The organism is Streptomyces piniterrae (assembly GCF_005048155.1).
GTDB classification, from domain to species: Bacteria; Actinomycetota; Actinomycetes; order Streptomycetales; family Streptomycetaceae; genus Streptomyces; species Streptomyces piniterrae.
This window is the reverse complement of the sequence record NZ_SUMB01000002.1, coordinates 742,879-766,435: the sequence shown is the minus strand read 5'-3', so window position 1 is coordinate 766,435 and position 23,557 is coordinate 742,879. Positions and strand designations below refer to the sequence as shown.

The 23,557-nt window shown below is 70.1% G+C and carries 21 protein-coding genes; 4 read left to right on the top strand and 17 right to left on the bottom strand.

Going from position 1 to position 23,557, the window contains the following annotated elements; genetic code table 11:
* Nucleotides 1–36: 36 nt before the first annotated feature.
* The 5 genes from FCH28_RS07725 to FCH28_RS07705 all read right to left on the bottom strand — a co-directional run bounded on the left by FCH28_RS07725 (nt 37) and on the right by FCH28_RS07705 (nt 4,359).
* Complete coding sequence (locus tag FCH28_RS07725) at nt 37–666, bottom strand: hypothetical protein (RefSeq protein ID WP_136738928.1); 630 nt, start codon at nt 664–666, stop codon at nt 37–39.
* 136 nt (nt 667–802) lie between these two features.
* Complete coding sequence (locus FCH28_RS07720; RefSeq protein ID WP_136738927.1) at nt 803–1,930, bottom strand: PP2C family protein-serine/threonine phosphatase; 1,128 nt, start codon at nt 1,928–1,930, stop codon at nt 803–805.
* Between the two features lie 115 nt (nt 1,931–2,045).
* A complete protein-coding gene (locus FCH28_RS07715; RefSeq protein WP_136738926.1) occupies nt 2,046–2,444 on the bottom strand; it encodes a luciferase domain-containing protein in 399 nt (132 codons plus the stop codon).
* 221 nt (nt 2,445–2,665) lie between these two features.
* Nucleotides 2,666–3,478, bottom strand: a complete 813-nt coding sequence (locus FCH28_RS07710) for a YqjF family protein (RefSeq protein ID WP_136738925.1) — start codon at nt 3,476–3,478, stop codon at nt 2,666–2,668.
* Between the two features lie 146 nt (nt 3,479–3,624).
* A complete protein-coding gene (locus tag FCH28_RS07705) occupies nt 3,625–4,359 on the bottom strand; it encodes a GbsR/MarR family transcriptional regulator (RefSeq protein ID WP_136738924.1) in 735 nt (244 codons plus the stop codon).
* Between the two features lie 275 nt (nt 4,360–4,634).
* Here FCH28_RS07705 and FCH28_RS07700 point away from each other — a divergent pair, with 275 nt between their 5' ends.
* Together FCH28_RS07700 and FCH28_RS07695 are read left to right on the top strand one after the other, a co-directional pair.
* Nucleotides 4,635–5,864 carry a serine hydrolase domain-containing protein gene (locus FCH28_RS07700; RefSeq protein ID WP_136738923.1) on the top strand — a complete coding sequence of 410 codons (1,230 nt, stop codon included), beginning with the start codon at nt 4,635–4,637 and terminating at the stop codon, nt 5,862–5,864.
* A 110-nt stretch (nt 5,865–5,974) separates the two neighbouring features.
* Nucleotides 5,975–6,382: a hypothetical protein gene (locus FCH28_RS07695; RefSeq protein ID WP_136738922.1), complete on the top strand. Its 408-nt coding sequence runs from the start codon at nt 5,975–5,977 to the stop codon at nt 6,380–6,382.
* Between the two features lie 126 nt (nt 6,383–6,508).
* On the opposite strand, the gene FCH28_RS07690 is transcribed toward FCH28_RS07695, so the two are convergent.
* Nucleotides 6,509–8,089, bottom strand: a complete 1,581-nt coding sequence (locus FCH28_RS07690; RefSeq protein WP_222852395.1) for a phosphodiester glycosidase family protein — start codon at nt 8,087–8,089, stop codon at nt 6,509–6,511.
* Between the two features lie 508 nt (nt 8,090–8,597).
* Here FCH28_RS07690 and FCH28_RS07685 point away from each other — a divergent pair.
* Nucleotides 8,598–9,926, top strand: a complete 1,329-nt coding sequence (locus tag FCH28_RS07685; protein ID WP_246102505.1) for a serine hydrolase domain-containing protein — start codon at nt 8,598–8,600, stop codon at nt 9,924–9,926.
* A 160-nt stretch (nt 9,927–10,086) separates the two neighbouring features.
* Here FCH28_RS07685 and FCH28_RS07680 read toward each other — a convergent pair whose 3' ends face one another.
* Nucleotides 10,087–10,647, bottom strand: coding sequence for an HAD family hydrolase (locus FCH28_RS07680; RefSeq protein ID WP_136738921.1), 561 nt, complete (start codon nt 10,645–10,647; stop codon nt 10,087–10,089).
* A 427-nt stretch (nt 10,648–11,074) separates the two neighbouring features.
* Here FCH28_RS07680 and FCH28_RS07675 point away from each other — a divergent pair, with 427 nt between their 5' ends.
* Nucleotides 11,075–11,950 carry a glycoside hydrolase family 26 protein gene (locus tag FCH28_RS07675; RefSeq protein ID WP_136738920.1) on the top strand — a complete coding sequence of 292 codons (876 nt, stop codon included), beginning with the start codon at nt 11,075–11,077 and terminating at the stop codon, nt 11,948–11,950.
* Here FCH28_RS07675 and FCH28_RS07670 read toward each other — a convergent pair whose 3' ends face one another.
* From FCH28_RS07670 to FCH28_RS07625, 10 genes are all read right to left on the bottom strand, one after another.
* Nucleotides 11,951–13,177, bottom strand: coding sequence for a M6 family metalloprotease domain-containing protein (locus FCH28_RS07670; RefSeq protein ID WP_136738919.1), 1,227 nt, complete (start codon nt 13,175–13,177; stop codon nt 11,951–11,953). It lies immediately after the preceding gene.
* 86 nt (nt 13,178–13,263) lie between these two features.
* Nucleotides 13,264–14,535, bottom strand: coding sequence for an alpha/beta fold hydrolase (locus FCH28_RS07665; protein ID WP_136738918.1), 1,272 nt, complete (start codon nt 14,533–14,535; stop codon nt 13,264–13,266).
* Between the two features lie 205 nt (nt 14,536–14,740).
* A complete protein-coding gene (locus tag FCH28_RS07660) occupies nt 14,741–15,481 on the bottom strand; it encodes a GntR family transcriptional regulator (RefSeq protein WP_136738917.1) in 741 nt (246 codons plus the stop codon).
* A gap of 46 nt (nt 15,482–15,527) precedes the next feature.
* The gene (locus tag FCH28_RS07655; protein ID WP_136738916.1) at nt 15,528–16,910 is read right to left on the bottom strand and encodes an aldehyde dehydrogenase family protein; all 1,383 of its coding nucleotides are present in this window, start codon (nt 16,908–16,910) and stop codon (nt 15,528–15,530) included.
* The gene (locus tag FCH28_RS07650) at nt 16,907–17,911 is read right to left on the bottom strand and encodes a proline racemase family protein (protein WP_136738915.1); all 1,005 of its coding nucleotides are present in this window, start codon (nt 17,909–17,911) and stop codon (nt 16,907–16,909) included. The genes FCH28_RS07655 and FCH28_RS07650 overlap by 4 nt, the downstream gene beginning before the upstream one ends.
* A gap of 15 nt (nt 17,912–17,926) precedes the next feature.
* On the bottom strand, nt 17,927–18,835 hold the full coding sequence (locus FCH28_RS07645) for a dihydrodipicolinate synthase family protein (RefSeq protein ID WP_136738914.1): 909 nt from the start codon (nt 18,833–18,835) through the stop codon (nt 17,927–17,929).
* Nucleotides 18,836–18,908: 73 nt separating this feature from the next.
* Complete coding sequence (locus FCH28_RS07640) at nt 18,909–20,450, bottom strand: FAD/NAD(P)-dependent oxidoreductase (RefSeq protein ID WP_136738913.1); 1,542 nt, start codon at nt 20,448–20,450, stop codon at nt 18,909–18,911.
* Nucleotides 20,431–20,745 carry a (2Fe-2S)-binding protein gene (locus FCH28_RS07635; RefSeq protein ID WP_136738912.1) on the bottom strand — a complete coding sequence of 105 codons (315 nt, stop codon included), beginning with the start codon at nt 20,743–20,745 and terminating at the stop codon, nt 20,431–20,433. Before FCH28_RS07635 ends, FCH28_RS07640 begins: the two co-directional genes overlap by 20 nt.
* A 111-nt stretch (nt 20,746–20,856) precedes the next feature.
* Nucleotides 20,857–22,014: an NAD(P)/FAD-dependent oxidoreductase gene (locus FCH28_RS07630; protein ID WP_136738911.1), complete on the bottom strand. Its 1,158-nt coding sequence runs from the start codon at nt 22,012–22,014 to the stop codon at nt 20,857–20,859.
* Between the two features lie 58 nt (nt 22,015–22,072).
* Nucleotides 22,073–23,446, bottom strand: coding sequence for an aminopeptidase P family protein (locus tag FCH28_RS07625; protein WP_136738910.1), 1,374 nt, complete (start codon nt 23,444–23,446; stop codon nt 22,073–22,075).
* Nucleotides 23,447–23,557: the final 111 nt, after the last annotated feature.

Below are 23,557 nucleotides of genomic sequence, written 5' to 3'. Positions count from 1 at the left end.
CAGAACCCTCTTCGAAAGCGGTGACGTCTGCCGCTGTCAGCGCCGGGGGCGACGGCTGAGGTCCGGTCGGCCGATGTGGCCACGCTCGCGCTGGGCCACACCCAGCCACAGGTGCGACGGCGCATGGCGGCGGATGGCCACCATGATCTGTTCCTGGTGGTCCGCGTGAACCGTCAGCCGGTAGCGGAGCCTCGGCAGACCGGGGGCGATCGGTTCCTCGTCGCGGATCAGGGCCCAGAGCACCGGATCACGGCCCTCGATCGGGCCGCTCGGGCAGAGTTCGACGGAGTACTGACGCGCTCCTTTGCCCATGTCGCTCCAGTGCATGCCGACTCCGGCCAGTGCGACCCAGGGGATGATCTGCCGCGCCTTGCCGGTGTCCAGCCACAGGCCGGCGCCATCGATGATCACCGCGATGTTTCGGCCCTGCCAGGCCACCAGACCGACGAGCACGCCGCCCAGCCCGAAGAACAATGCCAGCGCACACGCACTCGCCGGGCCCTTGGCCTTCTCCAGCACACCGAAGACCATCAGGAGGAGTACGGTGGCCGCCCCCAGCCCGAGGGCGGCCAGCGAAAGGCTGACGAGGAGGCGGATCTTCAGCTTCCGGCGTCCCGTGGGTACAACGGTCGCGTCGAGGGCAGGGGCCGATCGTGGCATGGGCATGATCCAGAAGTGTACGGCCCGCCTCGGAGCTCCCCCGTCCCCCGGTTGGTGGCCCTGCGCCCCGTAACCTCCCGCCTCATGAGCGGTTTTGCCTGCCCGGGACATTCCTCTTCGGGAGTGGGCGTTCCGTAGAGTCTCAGGTCTCCGCTGCTGGATGGCGCTCAAGGGCGACCATGGCAGCGTCGTCGCCGAGGGTTCCGCCGGAGTGTGTCATCAGGTCCGCGCACAGGTACCGGAGGAGGGCCCGAGGCCCGTCGCCTGACCAGGTGGTCATTCGTTCGGCGAGAGGATAGAACGCGCCGGCATGGTCGCGCGCCTCGATGATGCCGTCGGTGTACAGCAGGACGACGTCGCCGTCCTCGAAGGGGAAGGACTCCACGGCGAAGTCGGGCCGGACGAATTCGGTGAGCCCCAGAGGGAGCGCGGGCTGGCTCACCTCCAGCGGTGTGACCCGGCCGTCCCTCAGCAGCAGAGGCGGGGGGTGTCCGCAGTTGATCAGACGCAGGGCCGACTCGATGTCAGGCACGTCCAGCACCGCCGCGGTGATGAAGCTCTCCCCCTGGTCTGCCTGCTCGTCCTGGGGAGTGCCGGGGTCCGTCAGTTCTGAGGAGGCGACTCCATCCAGGTATTCGACCAGGGCCGGCAGCTCCGCCTGCCGGTGGGCGGCAGCTCGGAAGGCACCGAGTACGAGGGCGGCGTCCCCGATGGCCTCGAGCCCCTTGCCCCGCACGTCTCCGATGATGATCCGCGTACCGTGGGCGGTGCGGGCGACGGCATAGAGATCGCCGCCGATCTGCGCCTCGGCCTCGGCGGCGAGATAGACCGACGCGATACGCAGCGGGCCGATCCGCTCCGGAGGAGGCCTCAGCAACACTTCCTGGGTCGTTTCCGCCACCGATCTGAGCTGCGTCAGTTCCCGCTCGTGCCGCTCACGGCGGTACGCGAAGAACGTGACGAACGCTGAGATCAGGATCAGAGCGGTGATCTGGAAGGAGTGGTTGAGATCCGTCAGGCTGGTCCTCGTGACGGCGACGACAGCCTGTGCCAGTACTGCCACCGCGCCGACGAATGCCGTCATCCGCGGGCTGCCGAACGACGCCGTGATGGCGGGAGCGGCGACCAGGAAGGGACCGAGGTGGACCTCGGGCGGAGCCAGGATGTCGACCAACGTGACGACCAGGATGAGCATGAGCGGCACAGCCACCAGCGCACGGTTCGCCTGTCCCGGCCATCGATGAGCACCACGGAGTCGACGAAGGTCCATGCCTCCTACATACACCACGCGGGACCTGGCTCTCCCGACGCCATGCCAGCCGCCGACCCGTCAGCCGGAGACGACTCTCCCGCTGCCTCCGAAACCGGCCGGGGGGCCGCCGCGACTAGCGCGAGGGAAGATGAAGGTGATGGGACGCCTGCGAGAATCCCCGGGTGCAGGGGTCGGGTCGAGCCGATTCGGCCGCCCCCGGCTGGCTTCCGGTCGCCAGCAGTGCGGCACTGACGAGCGTGGCGAGCAGGTCGATGTCGGAGCCCATTTCCAGCCGGACCGTGATCCATCCGGATGCCGCGGACAGCTTGAGGGCGCTGGAATTCCGGAGAGCCGGACGCAGCTTGTCGATCATGTTGTGCGTCAGGTGAACGTCAACCTCGTTGTCGCCATGGAAGTGGACGATTTCCTGGGAGCCGGCGCATAGGCAGTGCTGTGCTCCGCAGCACGCACTCCCCCGCGAGAGCACCGGCCAGTCGGCGAGACGCGCGTTCGCGTGTTCGGCCAGGTTCATGTCCCCAGCCTGCCCGTCCCGGACCAGGGAGGAAAGAGCCGCGGTCAAAGGATTTCGGAAGAACCGAAGGACCGTGCGGCCCGTCAGGACTTGGACGGGTCGAAGTTCACGCTGCGGAGGCCGTGTTCGTCTGGGGCAACCGTGCAGTGCCACGCCGGCCATTCCATTCCATGCCGTGCCATGCCATGCCTTCCGCCGCATCGCAGCAGCATCGCAGCATCTCAGCGTTTGGAGGCGGATGGGGGAACGTCGCCGGGTTCCTGTACGCGCCGGTCTGCGCAGGCGCCGGCTGAGGCATTGGGGCGACCGAATCGGACCGCGACACCGGGCGAGTACAGCACACTCACCGGGGCGCCGAGCGATCTCGGAAGCCCTGCGGCCAGGGTGAGGTCCTCGTCGCACTCGATCAGCTCGGCCCGGTGCAGGGGCCAGCGCGGGTGGGTGTTCGGAAGGTATGCCGTACGTCCGAATGCGTAATTGTGCATCCCCCAGCGGGCGGTCAGGAAGTGTTCCAGTTCGGTGGGCTGGTGGATCCGCTCTCCAGGGCGGACCGTGATCCGGCTGTACGCGCCTCGGGGCCCGGGCCAGCGCCTGGCGCTGGTGTAGGTGATGGTGTCGCGACTGCGGTGGATGGTCATACGGGACCAGAGGTACGGCAGTTGGAAGACGGTACGGGCGATGGCCACCGGTATGAGGCGGGAGGCGTCGAGCGAGCGGAAGACCACGCCGCGGCGGCCCTGGGCGTCCACCGTGTACAGACGGATGTTGGTCTCGGGGAAGGTACCCAAGTAGGGCACACCGGGGAGACGAAACCAGCCGACGCGGTGCATACGGAAGGGGACGAGCCCCACGTAAGTGGCTCCGTCAAGCGTGTCGGGAACGGTGCCTGTCGGCAGGAGTTGGGACACGTCCGTGGGATCGACGGCCCAGTGCAGGAAGGCCAGGTCGAGCCACGACTGGGTAAGAAACGCGCGGCACGTGGAACCGGGAGGGTCGGCAGATATCGGTTCAGGCGGCGCCGGAAGGACAGACATGCCGTCAGCATCGCACGGGCCGCCACGACCGCCCCCGGACGGCCTGAAGTCATACTCGGCCGGGAGCCGGGAGTCGGGAGCCGGGCGACGTCGTGGCAGCGGGGTTCCGGGCCGTTACGGACTCCCGGGCGTCCAGCGAGAGACCATTACTGTCGCCCGGCGCTCCCGGCGCTCTGGGCGGGCCGGCTCTGCCGCCACTGTTCCATGGCCTTCTGGAGGGACTCGCTCACGAGGAGAAGGAATTCGGCGGAGGACTCGAAGCGGGCGCCCGCCGGGGTTGCGGCCCCGAGAATTTCCGTTGCGCGCTGCAATGCGGCCGTCAGGGCGTCGTTCATCTGCAGAGCTGCGTGGGTGGACCGGAGCCAGATCTCGTCGTCGATGACATAGCGTTCGCGGCGCGCGCCGGAAGCTCGTTCCCGCCTGAGCATTCCCTGCTGTTCGAGGAAGGTGACGGCGTGTGAGACGGACGCCGGGCTGACGCGAAGCCGCTGGACCAGGTCAGCGGCGGTGAGGGTGCCGGAGTCGGTGACGAGCAGGCAGGCCAGCACCCTGGCGGCCATCTTGGGCAGGCCCTGCTGAACGAGGAGAGCGGTGAAGGACTCCGTGAAGTCCTGGACCTCTTGGGGGTCACGCCCGTGCCCGCTGTCGAGGACCGGCGGCGTCGGAGGCGGAGCCTGCTTGCGCCGGCGCGCACGATGCCGTGTGGCCTCCTGTGCCCGGTCCGCCCCGTAATCGTCGGATCCGCCATTGCGGGTGACCTCCCGCATGATGGTCGAGGCGGGCCGCCCCAGACGCCGGCCGATCTCTGTGTATCCGAGTCCCTCGGCCAACCCCGCGGCGATGTGCTGACGTTCCTCGTTGGTGAGCCTGCCTCCGGGCATCGGCGCTCGTCTCCTATCTGTCGACTGTCGACGTGTGCGGGGCCCGTGTCCGCAGCACCCCGCTGCTCAGTATGCGTTCACGCACAGCCCATTGCAATACGGGACCCCGACCTCATTGCGTTCAGCTTCAGGCCCATTGCAACGTAAGCCGATTCAGCTCGCATTTCAGGCCTCGTTGGCCTCTTTGAACTTTGACGGATCGGTAAACGCAATGTACTGTCGCAGTCGTTCAGCGATTGCTGAACGTTGGAGATCTGCACGCAAGGGGGATCACGATGGGGAAAGACAACAGCGGCTTCTCCGAGACAGGGCTGCGCAGGATGCGCGAGGTGCTGGCACGGCATGTCGAGTCGGGGAAGATTCCCGGACTCGTCGCGCTGGTCAGCCGGGGCGACGAGACGCACGTCGAAGCGATCGGGACGATGCGTCATGACGGTGGCGCGCCAATGCGCCGGGACACGATCTTCCGGATGGCTTCGACGTCCAAGCCGGTCGCGATGGCGCCGGTGATGGTCCTGCTCGACGAGTGCAGGCTGCGGCTGGACGACCCGGTCGACCCGTGGCTGCCCGAACTCGCCGACCGACAGGTGCTGAAGCAGATCGACGGCCCACTGGACGACACCGTGCCGGCGCGGCGGCCGATCACCGTACGGGACCTACTGACCTCCACGTTCGGGCTCGGCATGGATCTGACGTCGCTGGGCGCCCCGATCATGAACGCGATCTTCGAGCAGAACCTCACCCCCCAGGGAGAGGAGCCGATGCCCGAGCCGGACGAGTGGATGCGCCGCCTGGGCACGCTTCCGCTGATGCGCCAGCCGGGAGAGCACTGGCAGTACCACATCAGTCACGACGTCCTGGGCGTGCTCGTCGCGCGGGTCACGGGCCAGTCGTACGAGGAGTTTCTGCGCGAACGCGTCCTCGATCCGCTGGGGATGAAGGACACCGGCTTCCATGTGCCCGCGGGCAAGATCGACCGACTGCCGCCCAGCTACGTCCCCGATCCGCAGACCGGAGAGTTTCACGTATGGGACGAGGCAGCGGGCGGACGGTACAGCCGGCCTCCGGCATTCGAGGGCGGCGGCGGTGGGCTGGTCTCCACCGTCGACGACTACCACGCCTACTTCCGAATGCTGCTGAATGGCGGGATGCACGGGAGCGAACGCGTCCTGTCCCGGCCCGCCGTCGAGCTGATGACCACCAACCACCTCACGCCCGAGCAGGAGGCCGCCCGATCCGCCCTCGCCCGCAACAGCGTCCATGTGTCGTTCGGCCAGGGGCAGCAAGGCGGCTGGGGCTTCGGGATGGCGGTGCGCACCTACCGCGGCGACTACGCGCCCATCGGCCAGTTCGGCTGGGACGGCGGAACCGGCACGACGACCTACGCCGACCCGGACAACCAGCTCACCGGAACCCTGCTCACCCAGGTCGGGATGACCACCGCGGATTCGGCGCGGCTCATCCACGACTTCTGGACCACGGTGTACCAGGCGATCGACGACTGACACCGGGCCTGCGTCGCCTTGGCCCGGTCTGCCTGAGGCCGGCATTCCACACCCGTCCGTACCCGTCCGTTCAATGAACGCTCGTAACAGATCTGAAGGAGCACACCACCATGTCCATCACCCTCACCGACCAGGACAAGCTCACCCTGCGGACCGCCGCCTACGGCGCCGTCGAGCTGATGAGCGCCGCCGGTGCCACCAGCTCGCCCGGCAAGATCGCCACCGAGGGCTCCATCGCCCTGTACTCCGCGACCGGCCTGGTCGGGCATGTGCTCGCCGAGAAGCCGAAGGGCGCGAAGCTGAACCACAAGTCCGTAGCCTCAATCGCCGACCAGGTGCTGCCCGCCCTGACGGCAGCGATGGGCCTGCTCAGGGAGCAGGATCCGGCGGAGGCCGACAACTTCCGCAGCACCGTCATCGTCGCCCTCGAAGCAGCCACCCGGGCCCACAAGGGCGAGCCCAGCCCCACGCTGGCTGACATGACCCGCAAGATCACCGAAGCCCTCGACGCCGCTTGACGGGAGGGGGCCGGAGTCGCCAGCAGGCACACCACCGGCCCCCAGGCCCCGGCCCCCGTCTGCCAACTACAGGGGCCGGCCCGGACGGCGATCGCCCGCCAACAGGGCTCACGCCGATGCGTTCGCTCAGCGGGTGAGCAGCAACGCGTCGCCCACCGGCCGCTCGGTGCCGTCCGACGGCGAGTTGATCAGCTTGCCGTTCACCACCGTGCTGACCGAACCACCGCCATCGAGGGCCATGGCGCGCACCGCGCCGAGCGACTTCATCAATTCCGCCCCTTCGCTGAGCCCGAATCCGTCGCTGTGGCCGGGCCGGCGGCCGTCCACGGCGACCAGGAGGACTCGGCCCCACCCGTCGACGCCCAGGAGCATCCGCGGTTTGCGCTTGATGCCCCAGGTGTACGCGAAGGACGGGTCGCCGGTCCGCTCGATGCCGTCGGCTCCGTAGTTCACCGCGACCTCGCCGTTGCGGACCAGCTCGGGGCCGCCGTTGACGATGTCGTCCTGCGGGCCGAGCTCCAGCTCGCGGCCGCGCTCGTCCAGGATCCGCCGTCGCACCGTCAGTTCCGTGCCCGGCTTCGCATGCGTACGCAGCCAGGAGGCGCCTTCGCCGATGCCGGCCAACACGCTGCCGCCCTTCGGCACGGCACCGCCGCGCGCACGCACCTCCCGCACCCGGCCGCCCTCATCGAGCACCGCCTCGACGCCGTCACCGGCCGGGGTGCTCGCGCCCAACTCGTCAGTGAACTCAACGATCTCGTCGGGGTCGGTGCAGGTCACATCGTGCTGCGGCCGCTCGGTCGGGGAGTCGCCGCCGACACCACCGCAGTTGCGGACCAGGCCAGGAACGCGGTTGACGCCGTCCACCATCGCGGTCGCCCCGCCGGCACGGACCCTGAGCTCCGTACTGAGCTTCTTGAACTCCGGACGGAGACCGTCACCGCGCAGCACCGCCGCGATCCGACCGTTGGTCGCCGCGCTCTGCAACTCCCCGTCGTACGCGGCGATACCGGCCGAGGCGCCCGGTACGCCGTCCTTGCCCTCCATGACGAAGAAGCCCGCGTTGACGCCGAGCAGGGCGTCGTTGGCAACAGCCATGTCGCTCACCTTCTCCCGGCCGGCGACACCTGTGCCGTACGTGGCGTCCAGCGCGCCGCGATAACGCCTCGGGTCGACGATCGCCACCTTGACCTGGGCAAGTCCGGTGCCGGGCACACCGTCTGCGCCGGTCCACTCACTGACCGCCTCGAACCCCGCGGCCGCCAGGGCCTGACGCTGGGCGTCTGCCTCGGACTGGATGTCGTACTCCCCCACCCGGACCCGCACACCGACCAGCCCCTTGCGGTCCGAGCCCCGCGGCCATTCCACCCGCTCGCTGCGAGCGTTGAACCCGGCGCCACGCAGCCGCTCCGTCAGCGTCTCCGCGCCCTGCTCGGTGGCGAGGTGAGCGCCGTTCGCCCGCACCGTGACGGTCCAGTGGTCCGCGCCGGGGCGGCCCGAGGCAGTCCCCCGGTACAGATCGACACCGGAGGTGAGACGGTCGTGCTGCCAGCCGGCGATCGGCCGAGGAACGACGGTCGTCGAAGCGGCGACCGCGGTGTCTCCGTACTGGTCGACGACGACACCGGGGGCGACGAGTCCCACCGCGGCGACGGCAACCACCGACGCCTTCACGGCGACTCTGAACGAACTAGGTGCGAGGGCCACGGGCACTCCTGGATCGCGGACGGACATCGCGTGCACGGCTGGCCTCCACGGCTGACTTGCACGATTGACTTGCGCAACTCACCTGCGCAACCCACTCGGGCTACTCACTTGCACGGCTCAAGTGCACGGATGGCTTGCTCAGTTGACATGGCGCCGGGAACGCGCGTCCATGCGCGCCAGACGCAACTTCATGCGCAGCGAACGCGAGATCGCGAGCGGCGGTCGATCCCACGGGTGAATACCAGAAGTCCGGCCAGAGAACTTTCCCCAGGCGAACCTTGCTGCGTTACGCGACGCAGCCGCCACCCCAACGCCGGCTTTGCGGCACTGGGCTCCGGCATGAACCGTGGCACCAACCTTCACGCGACTGACCAGGGCCTTCTCTTTACGCGAAGCCAAGTGAACGTCACTTCGACGCCAACCTGAGCCATAGTGGCTTGCATTGGCGCCACACATGTGCCATCTTGGCGCCATGAACTTAACCTCGAATGTGAACGACCTTGGGGCCATGGCACACACCACGCTCGGCAAGGCCGGGCACGAGGTCTCAGGAATAGCCAGGGGTGCCAAAAACGACAGGGCCCGAATGCCACGTATCTTCCGGCGAGTAGGGATCACGGCGCTGGCGATCACGCTGCTGGCCGGGGCGGCCACACCCGCGGTGGCCACCGCGGGCAGCAGGGCCGTGCCGAAGGCCGCAGCCGAGCAGGATCGCCCGGAGCTGCAGAAGGCCATCCAGGAACTCGTCGACGCCGGTTACGCCGGGATGCAGATGCGCGTGAACGATCAGCGGGGTGAGTGGGTCGGCAGCGCCGGGGTGCGCAAGCTGGGCCAGAGCGCCAAGCCTCCGACGAACGGCCGCTTCCGGATCGGCAGCACCACCAAGAACTTCGTCGCGACCCTGATGCTGCAACTGGTGGCCGACGGCAAGGTCAGGCTGGACGGGCCGGTGGCCGACTACCTGCCCGAGTTCAGGCTGGACCGGCGGATCACGGTGCGCATGCTGTTGCAGCACACCAGCGGGTTGTTCAACTTCGCCGGCGGCGAGGTCTACGACGACGGGACGTATGTGCCGGGGATCCCCTGGCAGGGCAAGGAGTGGGTGGACAAGCGGTTCCACACCTACCAGCCCGAAGAACTGGTACGGCTGGCGCTGTCCAAGCCGGCGAAGTTCGAGCCGGGCACGAACTGGAGCTACTCCAACACCAATTACGTGCTGGCCAGGCTGCTGATCGAGAAGGTCACCGGCCGACCCTACGGCGAGGAGATGAAGCGGCGGATCCTGCGGCCGCTCCACCTACGCGACACCATGGTGCCGGGCACCCGGACGGACATCCCCGGGCCGCACGCCCACGGCTACCACCGGTATGAGGACGCCGGCCAGTGGAAGGTCATCGACGTCACCCGCCAGAACCCCTCCTGGATCTCCAGCGCCGGTGAGATGATCTCGACCACCAAGGATCTCCACACGTTCTTCTCCGCCCTGAACAGTGGCAAGCTCATCCCGACCGAGCTGCTGGCCGAGATGCGCAAGCCGCACCCCAAGAGCGCCGGCCTCTTCGGCCGCTACGGCCTTGGGCTGTACGTGCAGGACACGGGCCCGAACTGCGTCGGCACCCTCCTCAACCACAACGGCAGCAACAATGGCTACGGGGCGCTGATGTACAGCACGCCGGACGGCAAGATGACCATGACCGCCTCGATAACCATGGGGGACGCCGCGATCGACCAGGCGCAGGTGTTCCCGAAGGTGCTGGAAAAGCTCCTCAAGAAGGTGTTCTGCGGCAGGCAGGCCGAGCCGGCGTACGGGGCCGAGCCGGCTCAGCCGACGAGCTGAGCGCCGTGGGCCTGTACGCCATGACGGTGGGCTTCCTCTGATCGCCCATCAGACGGGGTGCGAACCGGGCTACGTCGAGGTCGCTGAGCTCGACGTGGCCCGCCGGGGACGAAGTCGGCCCCGAGGGGGTCTGCTCGGCCGTGGAGTGCGGCCAGGTGACTCAGCCGCCCAGCAGGAAGCCCAACGGGCCGCGGAGGTCGGCAGGTTCGCGGTAGTGCACACCGGTCATCCCGAGCCCGGCCGCGGCTTCGATGTTCTCAAGCCGGTCATCCACAAAGAGGCACCGGTCCATGGCGACACCCGCCAGTTGGGCCGCGATCTCGTAGATCTTTCGGTCCGGCTTGGCCACCCCCATCCGTGCACTGCTGACGACATGGTCTGCGAAATCCGCCAGACCCAACGCTGCCAGATCGTCCTCCAATTCCAAGGTCGCGTTGGTCACCAGCACCAAGGGCATGTGCGCCCGCGCCCGAAGAAGCATGGCCACCACAACGTCGTCTGCCCAGAACGGCGCCTCGGCGAGCGCCGTCCCCAGCTCGCGGGCCTGTGCCTCCGGTGCCTGCCCCGCGAGGCCGATCACGATGGATTCCACCCACTGCTGCTTGGTGATCGCGCCGAGGAGCAGTGGCAGGTCTGTCTCCGGCGCGAATGCCACTCTCGCTGTTGTGCCCTCCGCGAGCCCGGCACCACGCTCCAGGCTAGGGAGCGTGTCTCGCGTCATCCGGCCCCGTAGGTATCTGAGCCCGGCTCCCTAGGTATTTCGGAGCCCTCCGCAGCATGCTCGGCCCCAGCACACCAGGGGACACCGAAGTATCGCGCGACGACTCTTGCCAGGCGCGTGACCTGTGGAGCCCAATCTGGGTAACGCAGATTCCGGACCAGAGCCCGATCGGTGATCTCCCCGAGGGGAAAAGCGAACCATGCATGGATGCAGACTGTTCCGTATCCGTCGGCAGGCCCTGGCTGTGGCTGCGTTCCTGGCCCTGGTCGCGGTAGTCATCACCAGCTGGTCCGGCCGTAACGCGCTGATGCCGTCCGGGACGTCACGAGCGCCGCTGAGGGCCACGCATACTTCAGGTACTTCAGACGCTTCGGGCGCTTCGGATACTTCGGGTGCTTCGGATGCATCGGGGGCAGCATCGTCCGGTGTGCTGTTCGGTGGCGACGCGCAGTTGTCCGGGCTGCCGCATCTCGGCCGGTCGCCGGCGATGGTGCGTACTTACGACACCATCGACAACGCCGGCGCATTTCCCTCCGCGGATGAGACCGGTGCGCTGCGCTCTGGGGCCACGCTGCTGACCAGCCTCGGCACGGGGCGGCACCGGGATTGGGCGTCGATCGCCGCAGGAAAGTCGGACGCCGTCGTGCTGAAATTCCTGCGTGCGGTGAACACGGCGGCCACCACGCATCATCTGGACGCGATCTACGTGTCGTTCAACCACGAACCCAACGCGAAGATAAACGCGCGGAAGGGGCGTCCGGCGAACTTCGTCGCGGCCTGGCGCCATGTCCGTGAATTGGCAGCCAGGGCACAGCTGGACGCCCGATCCGGCGGCCGCCTGCGTTGGGTGTGGATCCTGACCGCGAGCGCCTTCCATAAGCCCGATATCGCCAACAGCTTTTGGCCGGGGACCCAATTCGTGGACGTCGTCGGGGCGGACGGCTACGTCTCCGGCGGCTGTACGAAGAAGGCGAGCGGCACGTACGTGGACCCTGCCGAACGCGCCCCGAAACCCGGCGACATCTTCGGCCCCACACTTACCTGGAGCACCGCCCACGCGCCGGGCAAGCCGGTATTCATCCCGGAGTGGGGCAGCGTCCCGTTCACCGACCGCAGTGTCCGGCCGTCATACCTCCACGCGATGACCCGCTACGTGGTCGCCCATCCGAAGATCGGCGCCGTCCTGTATTGGAATGATCACGGCCATGGCAACTCGTGCGACTACGCCCTCGACAGGGACCCCGCATCGCAGCGCGCCCTCGCCGCCATGGGCCGCAATCCCCACTTCCAAACACATCGGTAGCTAGGACTTGGTGAGCCGCACCGTGTCGCCCGCGCTGCCACCCGCGAGGATGTCTATACGGGCGCCGCTGTCCGGGTCCGTGAAGGACTGGCCGGGCTGGTAGGCCGCCAGGTCGAGCTCGGTGCAGCCGCTGGGTGTGGTCGTGGGCGAGTTGCCGTGCATGACACGGACCGGTCCCTCGCCGGTCGGGGAGGCGGAGTCGACCTTGTAGATGAGAACTCCGGTTGAGCACGCGTTCCGGTCGTTGCCCTCGGCGCGGCGGGACTCCGCGACGTATGCGGTCGTTTCGCCGGTGCGCAGCACGGCGATCTTGGTGCCACCGCGTCGTTCCACCGGAGTCAGGTGCACGGTACGTCGGCCGGCTGCGGCCAGACAGCTGACCTGGGTGTCGCGGGTCCAGCCGAGCTTCCAGGAGTGCCAGCCCAGGTACTGCGGGGCGGGGCCGGCGATGTTGCCCATCACGTCCCAGCCGCCGACGTACTGGTGGGTGGCGCCGGTGAAGGAGTACAGGTCGGGCAGCCCGAAGGTGTGGCCGGTCTCGTGGGCGGCGACCTTGGGGCCCCACCGCCACAGGTCCTGACCGAAGGTCACGGCCCATTTGATGCGGGTGCCGTCGGCGGTCACACCGGACGTGCTGGGGTCGTACAGATAGGTCGGGGAGAAGGAGATCGCGGACGCCGCCTTGGTGGGGACGACATAGACCATGTCGTAGCGCGAGAAGTCGGCGTGGGGGTCGGCGGCAGTGATCGCGTCGCGTACGTACTTCTCGTGGGCCTCGAAGGTCAGGCCGCGCTCGAAGCCGTACGAGTCCGAGGTCGACGGCATGCGGATCCAGCGGGACAAGGAGGTGAAGGCGAGGTGGGCGCGGCCGTAGCTGGCCGTGCGCATCCAGTTGGCGGCGGGGGCGAGTTGAGCGGCGTACTCGTCGGTGGAGTCGGTGGCCCGGCCGTCGGGGAAGTCCACGAACAGGGTCAGGACGCGCCGGGTGCCGGTGGCGGGCTGGAACTGGGCCCGGTCCGTGTCATGGCCTTCGTCGGTCCAGCCGGTCCTGCCGGGCAGCGCGCAAGCGGCGGCGGGAGACGAGTCCCGGTGGGATGGCGGGGCCTGGGCGGCGTCCGCAGTCGCGGGGACGGCGAGGCAGGAGGTGAGGGTGAGGGCCGCGGCACAGCGGCGCAGGCGGCTCGGTGAGGCAGAGGAGGAGGCAGAGGCAGAGGCAGAGGCAGACATGTCACTCCCGTTGGGGGCGATGGGGAGGGGATGGGGAGGGGATGGGCAGGGATATTCGGCTTTGCGGACGGGCAGGGGGCCCTCGGCTAAGCGCGGCCTTTGGCCATGTCGATCAGGCGGGCGAGGACGCGGCCGCCTGAGGCGGCGACGCCGTCGTGCTCCCACTCATTGGTGACCCAGACGCGGGTGGCGCCGACTTCGCGCGCCGTACGCAGGGAGAGGCCGGCGTCGACGTACATGTCGTCGTGGTAGACGATCGCGGCGAGCGGGACCTGGTTGGCGGCCAGGCGGTGAGCGTCGTAGAGCGGGGGCCAGTCGGTGCGCTGGGCGAGGAGATCCGCGGCGTCCGCGAAGGGGCGCAGGCCCGCGATCTCCCGGAACATCCAGGGGTAGATCATTTCTCCGGTGAGGAGGAGGGGGTCGGCCTCCTCGGAGAAGCCCGGGGAGCCGTCCAGGGCGCGGGAGGCTGCCCAGGCGGTCGGGCCCGCCCCCTGCCCGTACAGCGTCTCCTGCATGACGGCGAACAGCGGATTGTCGGTGAAGCCGGTCAGGGCCTGCACCTGGTGGAGGAAGGTGTCGGTCAACTTGCCGTCCCTGTCCTGGGATTCGTCGAGCAGCCAGTGGATGCGCTCAAAGCCGTCGCCCATGCCGAGGGCGAGGCCGAGGGTGCGGAGGCGGCGCGTGGTGAGGCGGTCGCCTCCGGGCAGCCGGACATCGCCGGCCGCGAGGAGATCGGCGATCTTGCGGAGTCGAGGGGCGTCGTCCGGGTAGCGGTCGTAGAAGTCGAGGACCCGGTCCCGCACCCGTGGGTAGGTGCGGGCGTACACCTCGTCGGCGGCCGCGGTGAGTCCGGGCAGTCCGCCGGTGACGTAGCAGGCCCGTAGGCCTTCGGGGGCCTGGGAGAGATAGGTGAGGGTGATGAAGCCGCCGTAGCTCTGGCCGAGGGTTTCCCAGGGCTCCCCGTTAGGACAGAGTTGACGGCGTATCAGTTCGGCGTCGGCCACGATGGAGTCGGCGCGGAAGTGCGCCAGATACGTAGCCAGCTGGGAGGGGGAAGAGGAGAACCGGGCGGCCATCCGCGCGGTGACCGGGGTGGAGCGACCGGTGCCGCGCTGGTCCAGGAGCAGTACCCGGTGGGTTTCCAGTGCCTGGGGCAGCCATCCGGGCGAACCCGCCGAAGGTCGGGGCGATTTGCCGCCGGGGCCGCCCTGCAAGTAGAGCAGCCAGGGCAGTTGATCACCGGTGCGAGCGGGGTCGACGACCTCGCGTGCAAATACCTCGATGGTCGGGCCGTCCGGACGGGCGTGGTCCAGCGGGACGGTGAAGGAGTGATCGGTGGTGGCGTACGCGGGGTGCATGGGCGGGGCCTTTCGCTGGCGACTTGAGTACTGGTGATGTGTGACATTGCATAGGTGCGTGTACGTCGGCGTGACCAGCCGCCCCCTTCCCACGAGCACTGACCTATCCACGAGCACTGACCTACGCACAGCGCCGCGCCACCCGGACCCCGCCCCGCCGCAGCCCCTCAAGCCGTCCCTCAGGCACAGCCCTCAGAAGCAGCCCTCAGGCAGAGCGCTTCCGCGTCCGCCGCGCCGGCTCCTTCGCCTCCGGCGAGGACGAGCTGCCGCTGGAGGACGAGCTGCCGCTGCTGGCCCACAGGGCGCGGACATGGCCCAGGTGCTTGGCCATGCACTTCTCCGCTCCCTTCTGGTCACCCGCGAGCATCAGATCGAGGAGCTCCAGGTGCTCCTCGGCCGAAGGGATCAGCTCGCCGCGCTCGTCCAGGCCGTTGAGCCCGTACAGGCGGGAACGCTTGCGCAGGTCGCTGACGGTCTCGACGAGGCGGTCGTTGCCGGAGAGCGCGAGGAGCGAGAGATGGAACTGCCGGTCGGCCTCCAGGTAGCCGATGAGGTCATGGTCGCGCGCCGCCCGGACGATCTCCTCGGCGACCGGGCGCAGCGTCTCCAGTTCCTCGTGCGTGGCGCTGCGGGTGATCCGGCCGACCATGGGGATCTCGATCAGTGCGCGGATCTCGGTGTACTGATCGAGGTCGCGCTCGCTGACCTCGGTCACCCTGAAGCCCTTGTTGCGGACGGGCTCGACCAGGCCCTCGCGCGCCAGGTCGAGCATCGCCTCGCGCACAGGGGTCGCGGAGATGCCGAAGTCATCGGCGAGCGTGGGCGCGGAGTAGACCACCCCCGGACGCAGCTCGCCGGAGATCAGGGCGGCCCGCAGGGCGTTGCTCACCTGGTCGCGCAGCCGCTCCCGGCCAACGTTGAGGTCGCGATGCTTGAGGTGCGCCATGGCGGTCGTGCCCCTTCGGTCTGGTATGGACCACCACCGTACAATGTCACGTTGCCCCGGCGGGCGACAGGGTGTAGGTCTGACTGGAGGTGTAGAACTCCAGCGCGGCCCGGCCCTGTTCGCGCGGTCCCTGGCTGGATGCCTTGGCGCCGCCGAACGGCAGATGGAAGTCGACGCCGGTGGACGGTGCGTTGATCCGGATCATCCCGGTGTCGAGCCGGTCGAGTCCGCGCAGCGCCGCGTCCAGTTCGGTGGTGTGGACCGAGGTGACCAGACCGTACGGCACGGAGTTGGTGAGGCGTACCGCGTGGGCCAGGTCGTCGGCGGGCAGCAGGGCCGCGATGGGCCCGAAGACCTCTTCGCGCAGCAGGCGGTGGCCCGTGGGGACCTTTTCGACCAGTGTCGGGGCCGCGTACCAGCCGGGTCCGTCGGGTACGGTGCCGCCCGCCAGCGCGCCCAGGCCGTGCCAGGCCTCGGAGACCTGATCGCGGGCTCGCCCGTTGATCAGGGGCCCGCTCACGGTGGTCGCCTCGGCCGGGTCTCCGACCGGGACGGCGCGCAGCGCTTCGGAGAGTGCTTCGCGCAGCGGGTCGAGGGCCGCACCGACCGCGATGACGCGGCTGGTGGCGGTGCACTTCTGGCCCGCGTACCCGGCGATGGAAGCGGCGATGTGTGCCGCGGCCTGCTCGATGCCGGCGTCCGGGAGGACGATCGCCGCGTTCAGGCCGCCCATCTCGGCCTGGACCGGAGCGCCCCGTTCTGTGGCGGCGCGGGCGACGGCCTGGCCGACGGCGGTCGAGCCGGTGAAGGAGAGCACGTCGGCGGACGATACGAGCGCGTCGCCCTCCGTCGCTCCGCCGGGCATGACGGTGAACACCTCGTCGGGCAGGGCCTGTTGGACGATCTCGGCCAGCCGCTGCGCGCAGGCGGTGGCCTCGGGTGCGGGCTTGAGGACGACGGCGTTGCCGGCCGCGAGCGCCGGGGCGGCCTTCCAGCTCGGAATGGCGAAGGGGAAGTTCCAGGGCGTGATCAGCCCGGCCACGCCATGCGGTCGACGGCGGGTGAGCAGCAGGCCGGGGCCCATGGCGGTCTCGTGGACGGCGCCGACCGGCTCGTACGGGGCCTGGGCGTAGTAGCGCCAGATCGCGGCCGTGCGGGCGACTTCGGCCCTGGCTTCGGCGAGCGGCTTGCCCACCTCGCGGACGGCGAGCGCGGCCAGATCGGCCGCTGCCGCGTCGATGGCGTCGGCGACCGCGCCGAGGGCGGTCGAGCGGGCGGCCGCCCCGCCCAGCAGCCAGTCGGGCTGGGCGGCACGGGCCCGCTCCACGGCGTCGGCCACCGCGAAGGCTCCGGGTGCGGGGACCTGGAGGACCACGTCGGTCGGGTCGGCCGGGTTGCGTGAGGTGATGAGGGAGTCGGCGTCGGTCATAGGAGGAAACCTCCGGGGAAGGGGTCGTCCGGGTCGAGGAAGTACTGGGCGGTGCCGGTGATCCAGGCGCGTCCGGTGACGGTCGGCACGACGGCGGGCAGTCCGGCCACCGTGGTCTTCTCGATCAGACGGCCGGTGAAGCGGGTGCCGATGAAGGACTCGTTGACGAAGTCGCGGCCGAGGGGCAGCTGGCCGCGGGCGTACAGCTGGGCCATTCGGGCCGAGGTGCCGGTGCCGCACGGGGAGCGGTCGAACCAGCCGGGGTGGATGGCCATCGCGTGCCGCGAGTGGCGGGCGCCGGAGCCGGGAGCGGCGAGGTAGACGTGTTTGACTCCGGCGATCTCCGGCCGCTCGGGGTGCACGGGCCGCTCGGGCGAGGCGTTGATCGCGTCCATGATGGCGAGTCCGGCGGCCAGCAGATCGCCCTTGCGCTCGCGGTCGAACGGCAGGCCCAGCGCGTCGAGTTCGACGAAGGCGTAGAAGTTTCCGCCGAATGCGAGGTCGTAGGTCACCGTGCCGTGACCGGGCACCTGGACCTTGCGGTCGAGCCCGACGCAGAACGCGGGCACGTTGGTGAAGGTGACCGCCTTGGCGGCGCCGTCGGTCACCTGGACCTCGACGGTCACCAGCCCGGCCGGGGTGTCGAGCCGGACGGTGGTGACCGGTTCGGCCACCGGCACCATGCCGGTCTCGACCAGGACGGTGGCGACCCCGATCGTGCCGTGCCCGCACATCGGGAGCAGCCCGGAGACCTCGATGTAGAGGACTCCGTAGTCGGCGTCGGGGCGGGTGGGCGGCTGGAGGATGGCGCCGCTCATCGCGGCGTGGCCGCGCGGCTCGTACATCAGGAGCGTGCGGAGGTGGTCCATGTGCTCGATGAAGTACGTCCGTCGCTCGGCCATGGTGGCCCCGGGGATGACTCCGACGCCACCGGTGATCACGCGGGTGGGCATGCCCTCGGTATGCGAGTCGACGGCATGGAAGACGTGACGCGTACGCATGGGTGTACTCCCGGGTCAGCGGTGGCCGTCGGCGACGGCCTTCTCGGTGGCGGCCCGCACCGCCGCCTCGGTCTCCCCGGTGAGCGGGAGACGCGGCGGCCGGGTGGGCCCGCCCGGCCGCCCGACGATGTCCATGGACAGCTTGATGGCCTGGACGAATTCGGTCTTGGAGTCCCAACGCAGCAGCCCGTGCAGGGACTTGTAGAGCGGCAGTGCGGTGCCCAGGTCGCCGGCGACGGCGGCGTGGTACAGGGTGGCGCAGCCGTCCGGGAAGGCGTTGGGGTAGCCGGCGATCCAGCCGACGGCACCGGCGAGGGCGAGTTCGAGGAGTACGTCGTCGGCGCCGATCAGCAGATCGAGCTCCGGGGCGAGTTCGGCGATCTCGTAGGCCCGGCGGACGTCGCCGGTGAATTCCTTCACGGCGACGATGCTGCCGTCCTGGTGGAGGCGGGCCAGCATGCCGGGGGTGAGATCGACCTTGGTGTCGATGGGGTTGTTGTACGCGACGACCGGCACCCCGGTCCTGGCGACCTCGGCGTAGTGGGCGCGTACGCCCGATTCCTCGGCCCGGTAGGCGTTCGGGGGCAGCAGGAGCACCGAGCCGCAGCCCGCTTCGGCGGCCTGCTCGGCCCAGTGCCGGGCTTCGGCGCTGCCGTAGGCGGCGACGCCGGGCATGACGCGCGCCCCGTCGCCCGCTGCCTCGACGGCGGTCCGCACGACGCGGGCCCGCTCCTCGTCGGTGAGGGTCTGGTACTCGCCGAGCGAGCCGTTGGGTACGACTCCGTCGCAGCCGTTCGCGATCAGCCAGCGGACATGCTCGGCGTAGGCGTCGTAGTCGACGGACAGATCGTCGCGCAGGGGCAGGGCGGTGGCGACCATGATGCCGCGCCAGGGGCGGGCGGTGTTCCAGGTGGTGTTGGTCATGCCGACGAAACCTCTCTCGTAATGTGACATGTTACTCAGTGGTGCGGCGTTCCGAGGGTGGCTCGGCACGCGGTCAGCCGTCGCCGCCGGGGGCGGCTCCGGGCTCGGACGGGGTCTCGCCCTGGTCGTCGGGCCGAGGCATGGCGGGGTCGTCGAGTGCGGCGAGCGCCGAGAGCGGGACGGGCACGGCGAACGGGCGGCGTTCGACCAGCGGTTCGGCGGCTCGGCCGCGGGCCGCGAGGCAGGCCACCGCCGGACCGCACATCCGCCCCTGGCACCAGCCCATACCGGCTCGGGTCAGCAGCTTGACGGTGCGGGCGTCCCGCGCTCCGAGGTCCTCGATCGCCTCGCGGACTTGCCCGGCGGTGACCTCCTCGCAGCGGCACACATCGGTGTCGTCCGTGAGCCAGCCCGACCACCCGGGCCCGGGGGCGTGGGCGGCGGCCATCGCGCCGGCGAAGGCACGCATCCGGTCCCTGCGGCGCTGGAGCTCTCTGACCCGGCCGCCATGGGCGGGGCGGTCCAGCACCCGGGCAGCGGCCGCGATGCCCGCCAACTCGCCTTCTGCTCGGGCGAGTTGGGCGCCTCCTACGCCTCCGGTCTCGCCCGCCGCCCACAGGCCGTGCACCGAGGTCTCCTGGAGGCCGTCGAGGGCGAGGGCCGTGGTGCCGTCGGGCAGCGGGCGGGTGGTGCAGCCGAGCGCCGTGGCCAGCTCGATCTGCGGGACGAGGCCGTGTCCGACGGCCAGCGCGTCGCACTCGATCCGCCGTCCCGTCCCCCGTACGGGACGCCAGTCGCGATCGACACGTGTGACGGTGACGGCCTCCACCCGATCGGTGCCGTGCACCTCGGTGACCGCGCTGCGCAGCCGCACCCGCACTCGGTGCCACAGCAGCGCGGCACCGTGGACCAGCGCCTCGGCCGCCTTGTGCGGATTGGCGACGAGCGCCCGCGGGTGCCGGGCGTAGCGCAGATAGCCGGATGCCTCGACGACGGCCGGCACCCTCGCGCCGGCGGCCGCCAGCGAGGAGGCGACCGCGAGCAGTAGCGGGCCGCTGCCCGCCACGACGACCCTCCGGCCGGGCAGCACCAGCCCTGACTTGAGCATGGCCTGCGCTCCTCCGGCGCCCACGACGCCGGGCAATGTCCAGCCGGGGAAGGGGAGTTGGCGTTCGTAGGCGCCGGTCGCCAGGAGCACCGTGCGGGCCCGTAGGCGCACCGGGCGCTCGCCGCCGCCGTCGGCCCCGGTGACGGCGTGCACCGCCCACGGCCCGTCTGCCGGACCGGCCCCCTCCCCGGCCCCTTCCCCGGTCCCTTCCCCGTCCACGTCCTTGGTCACGCTCCACACGTGATGTCCGGGAAGATGCCGGACGTCGCTCCGCGCCAGCCGTCGACGCAGGTCGGCGTAGGGGGACCAGTCGTGGTGCAGTGCCTCGGGCCGGACGGCTCCCATGACGGGCGCCGGGGTGCGGTAGAACTGCCCGCCCGTGTGCACGGCGGTGTCCAACAGGGCTACGGACAGCCCGAGTTCAGCGGCTGCGACGGCTCCGGCGAGGCCGGCGGAGCCCGCACCGATCACCGCGAGATCGTACGGTTCAGACGCCGAGAGCGGCACGGCCGTGTCCTTCCTGAGTGGTGATGGCGTCCCCCGGCCGGGCCGGTACCAGGCAGGCGCGCCGGTTGGGCTCTCCGTTGATCGTGGCGAGGCAGTCGTAGCACTGGCCGATGCCGCAGAACGCCCCCCGCGGGCGCCCGCTGCCGCGGGTGGTGCGCCAGGCCAGGATCCCGGCTCCCCACAGTGCGGCGGCGACGGACTGGCCGGGCAGAGCGGTCACGGCGCGCCCGTCGAACGTGATCTGGAACGGCGGACCGGGTTGGGCGCCGACCAGCTCGGCGGGGGTACGGGCCACGGGTCGTCCTCTCTTGGCGGTCATTGCGGTCGTACGGTCATTGCTGTCATTGCGGTCGTGCGGTCAATGCCGTCATGGCGGTGACGTCGGTGTCGGGGCGGGTGGGCGGTCTCAGGTGGCGGCCGAGGGGAAGCGTTCCGGCCTGAACGGGGTGAGGTCGAGCGGTGGTTCACCGTCGGTCAGCGAGCGTGCGACGGCCAGCCCGGTGGCGGGGGCGAGCCCGATCCCCGCGCCCTCGTGGCCGCAGGCGTGCAGCAGGCCGGGGACGCGCGGGTCGGGGCCGACGGCGGGCAGGTGGTCCGGCAGATACGGGCGGAAGCCGACGTAGGTGCGCATCGCCCGGACCCCGGCGAGCACCGGGAAGAGCGCGGTGGCCTGGGCCGCCAGGCGCCGCAGCACCTCGACGGAGAGCGTGCGGTCGTAGCCGACCCGCTCCCGGCTGGCGCCGATCAGGACCGGCCCCGCCGCGGTGCCCTCCACCACCGCCGAACTCTGCAGCGCGGCGGAGCCGTTGGCCACGTCGGCGACATAGTCGGCGGCGTACACCTTGTGGCGCACGACGCGCGGCAGCGGCTCGGTGACCAGGACGAAACCGCGGCGGGGCCGTACGGGCAGCTCCACACCGGCGAGGCGGGCGAGGTCGCCGCTCCAGGACCCGGCGGCGTTCACCACATACGGGGCGTGGAGCTCCCCGGTCGCCGTCCGTACGCCCCGGATCTCGCCGGCCGCCCCGGTGAGAAGTCCGGTGACCTCCTCACCGAGGCGAAGCCGGATACGGTCGCCGCCCGCGCGCAGCAGATGCGCGGCGGCGAGCGCCGGCATCACCTGGGCGTCCTGGGGGTAGTGGAAGCCACCCGCCAGGCCTGAGGTGAGGTGGGGTTCCAGGTCGTGCAGGCGGTCGCCCGTGACCTCGTCGGCCGTGACGCCTGCCGTGCGCTGCCCGGCCGCGAAGTCCCGCAGTGCGGCCATCCCCGCCTCGTCGGAGGCGACGACCAGCCCGCCTTTGGGTTCGTACTCGATTTCCGGCGGGAGTTCCTCGGCCAGCTCCCGCCACAACGCGGTGGACAGCAGGGCCAGTTCGAGTTCGGGGCCCGGCTCCTTGTCGGAGACCAGGAGGTTGCCCTCGCCGGCCCCTGTCGTACCGCCGGCCACGGGGCCACGGTCGAGCACGGTGACGCGGAGGCCGGACCGGGCGGCGTAGTAGGCGCAGGCCGCGCCGATCACACCCGCCCCGACGACGATGACGTCTGCGGAGTTCCTCGTGAGCACCTCAGTAATATTTCACATTGCACTGCCGCACGCCAAGAGGCTGCGGCGCCCAATGCGCTCAATCACCGATCAGTTCTCCCATCCACCCCTCGACCTCGTCCGGTGTGCGCGGCAGCGCACCCGACAGCAAGCGTGCGCCCTCCGCCGTGATGACCAGGTCGTCCTCGATACGTACGCCGATGCCGCGCAGCTCGGCGGGGAGCGTCTCGTCGTCGGGCTGGAGGTAGAGACCGGGCTCGACCGTGAGCACCTGCCCCTCTTCCAGCACCCCGTCGAGATACGCCGTCGCACGCGCCTGGGCACAGTCATGGACGTCCAGGCCGAGCATGTGCCCGCTGCTGCACAAGGTGTAGCGGCGATGGAAGTCGACGTCGGCGCTCTTCAGCACGCCCCATTCGGCGAGCCCTTCGGCGATCACCCGCATACCGGCCTGATGGAAGTCGCGGAAGCGGGCGCCGGGCTTGAGTGCGGCGATGCCGGCTTCCTGTGCGGCGAGGACGAGTTGGTACACCTCCCGCTGTACGGGTGAGAAGCGGCCCGAGAGCGGCAGCGTGCGGGTGATGTCCGCGGTGTAGAGCGAGTTGGTCTCGACTCCCGCGTCGAGCAGCAGCAGCTGGCGCGGGTCCAGGGGGCCGTCGTTGCGGATCCAGTGGAGTACGCAGGCGTGGGCGCCGGAGGCGGCGATCGTCTCGTAGCCGGTGCCGTTGCCCTCGGCGCGGGCCCGCAGCCCGAAGACCCCCTCGATCCAGCGCTCACCACGCGGATGGACCAGGGCCTGCGGCAGCGCCCGCACCACGTCCGTGAAACCCGCCACGGTGTGGTCGACGGCCAGTTGCAGCTGCGCCACCTCCCAGGCGTCCTTGATCAGCCGCAACTCGCTGAGGGCGGAGGCGAGTTCGGGGTCGCATGAGGCGTCGCGGCCGGGCGGCAGCGCACGGCAGGTGTCCAGGTGCGCGCACCGGATGCCGGTCATCCGCTCGGCCTCGGCGAGGTCGGGGCGGCGTCCGACCCAGAACTCCCCGTACCGGCGGTCGCGATAGAACTCGTCGCCGTCGCCGCGGGGTGAGCGGGGGCGCACGTACAGCACCGGCTCGTGCCGCTGCGGCCCGTCGGGCTCCAGGACCAGCACATGACCCGCCTGGTCCTCGCCGGTCAGTCCGGTCAGCCACGCATAGCCGCTGTGCGGCCGGAAGCGGTGGTCGCAGTCGTTGGAGCGGACGCGCAGCCCGCCCGCGGGGATGATCAGCCGCTCGCCCGGGAAGCGGGCGGAGAGGCGGGCGCGGCGGGCGGGGGTCAGCTCCGCGACCGGGAGCCGGATGTCGCCGGGCGGCGGCGTCGGGGCCCACTGGCCGGAGAGGAACGCGGCGAGTTCCGGTGAGACCGGCAGGTCATGACTTGCCGTACGGATTCCCGTGGTTATGGAGTCGTTCATGGCAGCCCCCTCGGGCACGGGTGGATAACGAAGCGACCGACACCTTGTCAGTGCAATTTCACATTACTATGTTACCGGTCACATTCCAGCCTTCCCCCAGGCTGTCCGACT

Excerpts from the sequence above, each read along its gene's own strand:
- FCH28_RS07650 (WP_136738915.1), bottom strand. The coding sequence starts at position 17,911 with ATGCGTACGCGTCACGTCTTCCATGCCGTCGACTCGCATACCGAGGGC.
- FCH28_RS07715 (WP_136738926.1), bottom strand. The coding sequence starts at position 2,444 with ATGAACCTGGCCGAACACGCGAACGCGCGTCTCGCCGACTGGCCGGTG.
- FCH28_RS07685 (WP_246102505.1), top strand. The coding sequence starts at position 8,598 with ATGGCACACACCACGCTCGGCAAGGCCGGGCACGAGGTCTCAGGAATA.
- FCH28_RS07680 (WP_136738921.1), bottom strand. The coding sequence starts at position 10,647 with ATGACGCGAGACACGCTCCCTAGCCTGGAGCGTGGTGCCGGGCTCGCG.
- FCH28_RS07705 (WP_136738924.1), bottom strand. The coding sequence starts at position 4,359 with ATGCCCGGAGGCAGGCTCACCAACGAGGAACGTCAGCACATCGCCGCG.
- FCH28_RS07720 (WP_136738927.1), bottom strand. The coding sequence starts at position 1,930 with ATGGACCTTCGTCGACTCCGTGGTGCTCATCGATGGCCGGGACAGGCG.
- FCH28_RS07695 (WP_136738922.1), top strand. The coding sequence starts at position 5,975 with ATGTCCATCACCCTCACCGACCAGGACAAGCTCACCCTGCGGACCGCC.
- FCH28_RS07670 (WP_136738919.1), bottom strand. The coding sequence starts at position 13,177 with ATGTCTGCCTCTGCCTCTGCCTCTGCCTCCTCCTCTGCCTCACCGAGC.
- FCH28_RS07710 (WP_136738925.1), bottom strand. The coding sequence starts at position 3,478 with ATGTCTGTCCTTCCGGCGCCGCCTGAACCGATATCTGCCGACCCTCCC.
- FCH28_RS07645 (WP_136738914.1), bottom strand. The coding sequence starts at position 18,835 with ATGACCAACACCACCTGGAACACCGCCCGCCCCTGGCGCGGCATCATG.
- FCH28_RS07655 (WP_136738916.1), bottom strand. The coding sequence starts at position 16,910 with ATGACCGACGCCGACTCCCTCATCACCTCACGCAACCCGGCCGACCCG.
- FCH28_RS07700 (WP_136738923.1), top strand. The coding sequence starts at position 4,635 with ATGGGGAAAGACAACAGCGGCTTCTCCGAGACAGGGCTGCGCAGGATG.
- FCH28_RS07660 (WP_136738917.1), bottom strand. The coding sequence starts at position 15,481 with ATGGCGCACCTCAAGCATCGCGACCTCAACGTTGGCCGGGAGCGGCTG.
- FCH28_RS07665 (WP_136738918.1), bottom strand. The coding sequence starts at position 14,535 with ATGCACCCCGCGTACGCCACCACCGATCACTCCTTCACCGTCCCGCTG.
- FCH28_RS07725 (WP_136738928.1), bottom strand. The coding sequence starts at position 666 with ATGCCCATGCCACGATCGGCCCCTGCCCTCGACGCGACCGTTGTACCC.
- FCH28_RS07625 (WP_136738910.1), bottom strand. The coding sequence starts at position 23,446 with ATGAACGACTCCATAACCACGGGAATCCGTACGGCAAGTCATGACCTG.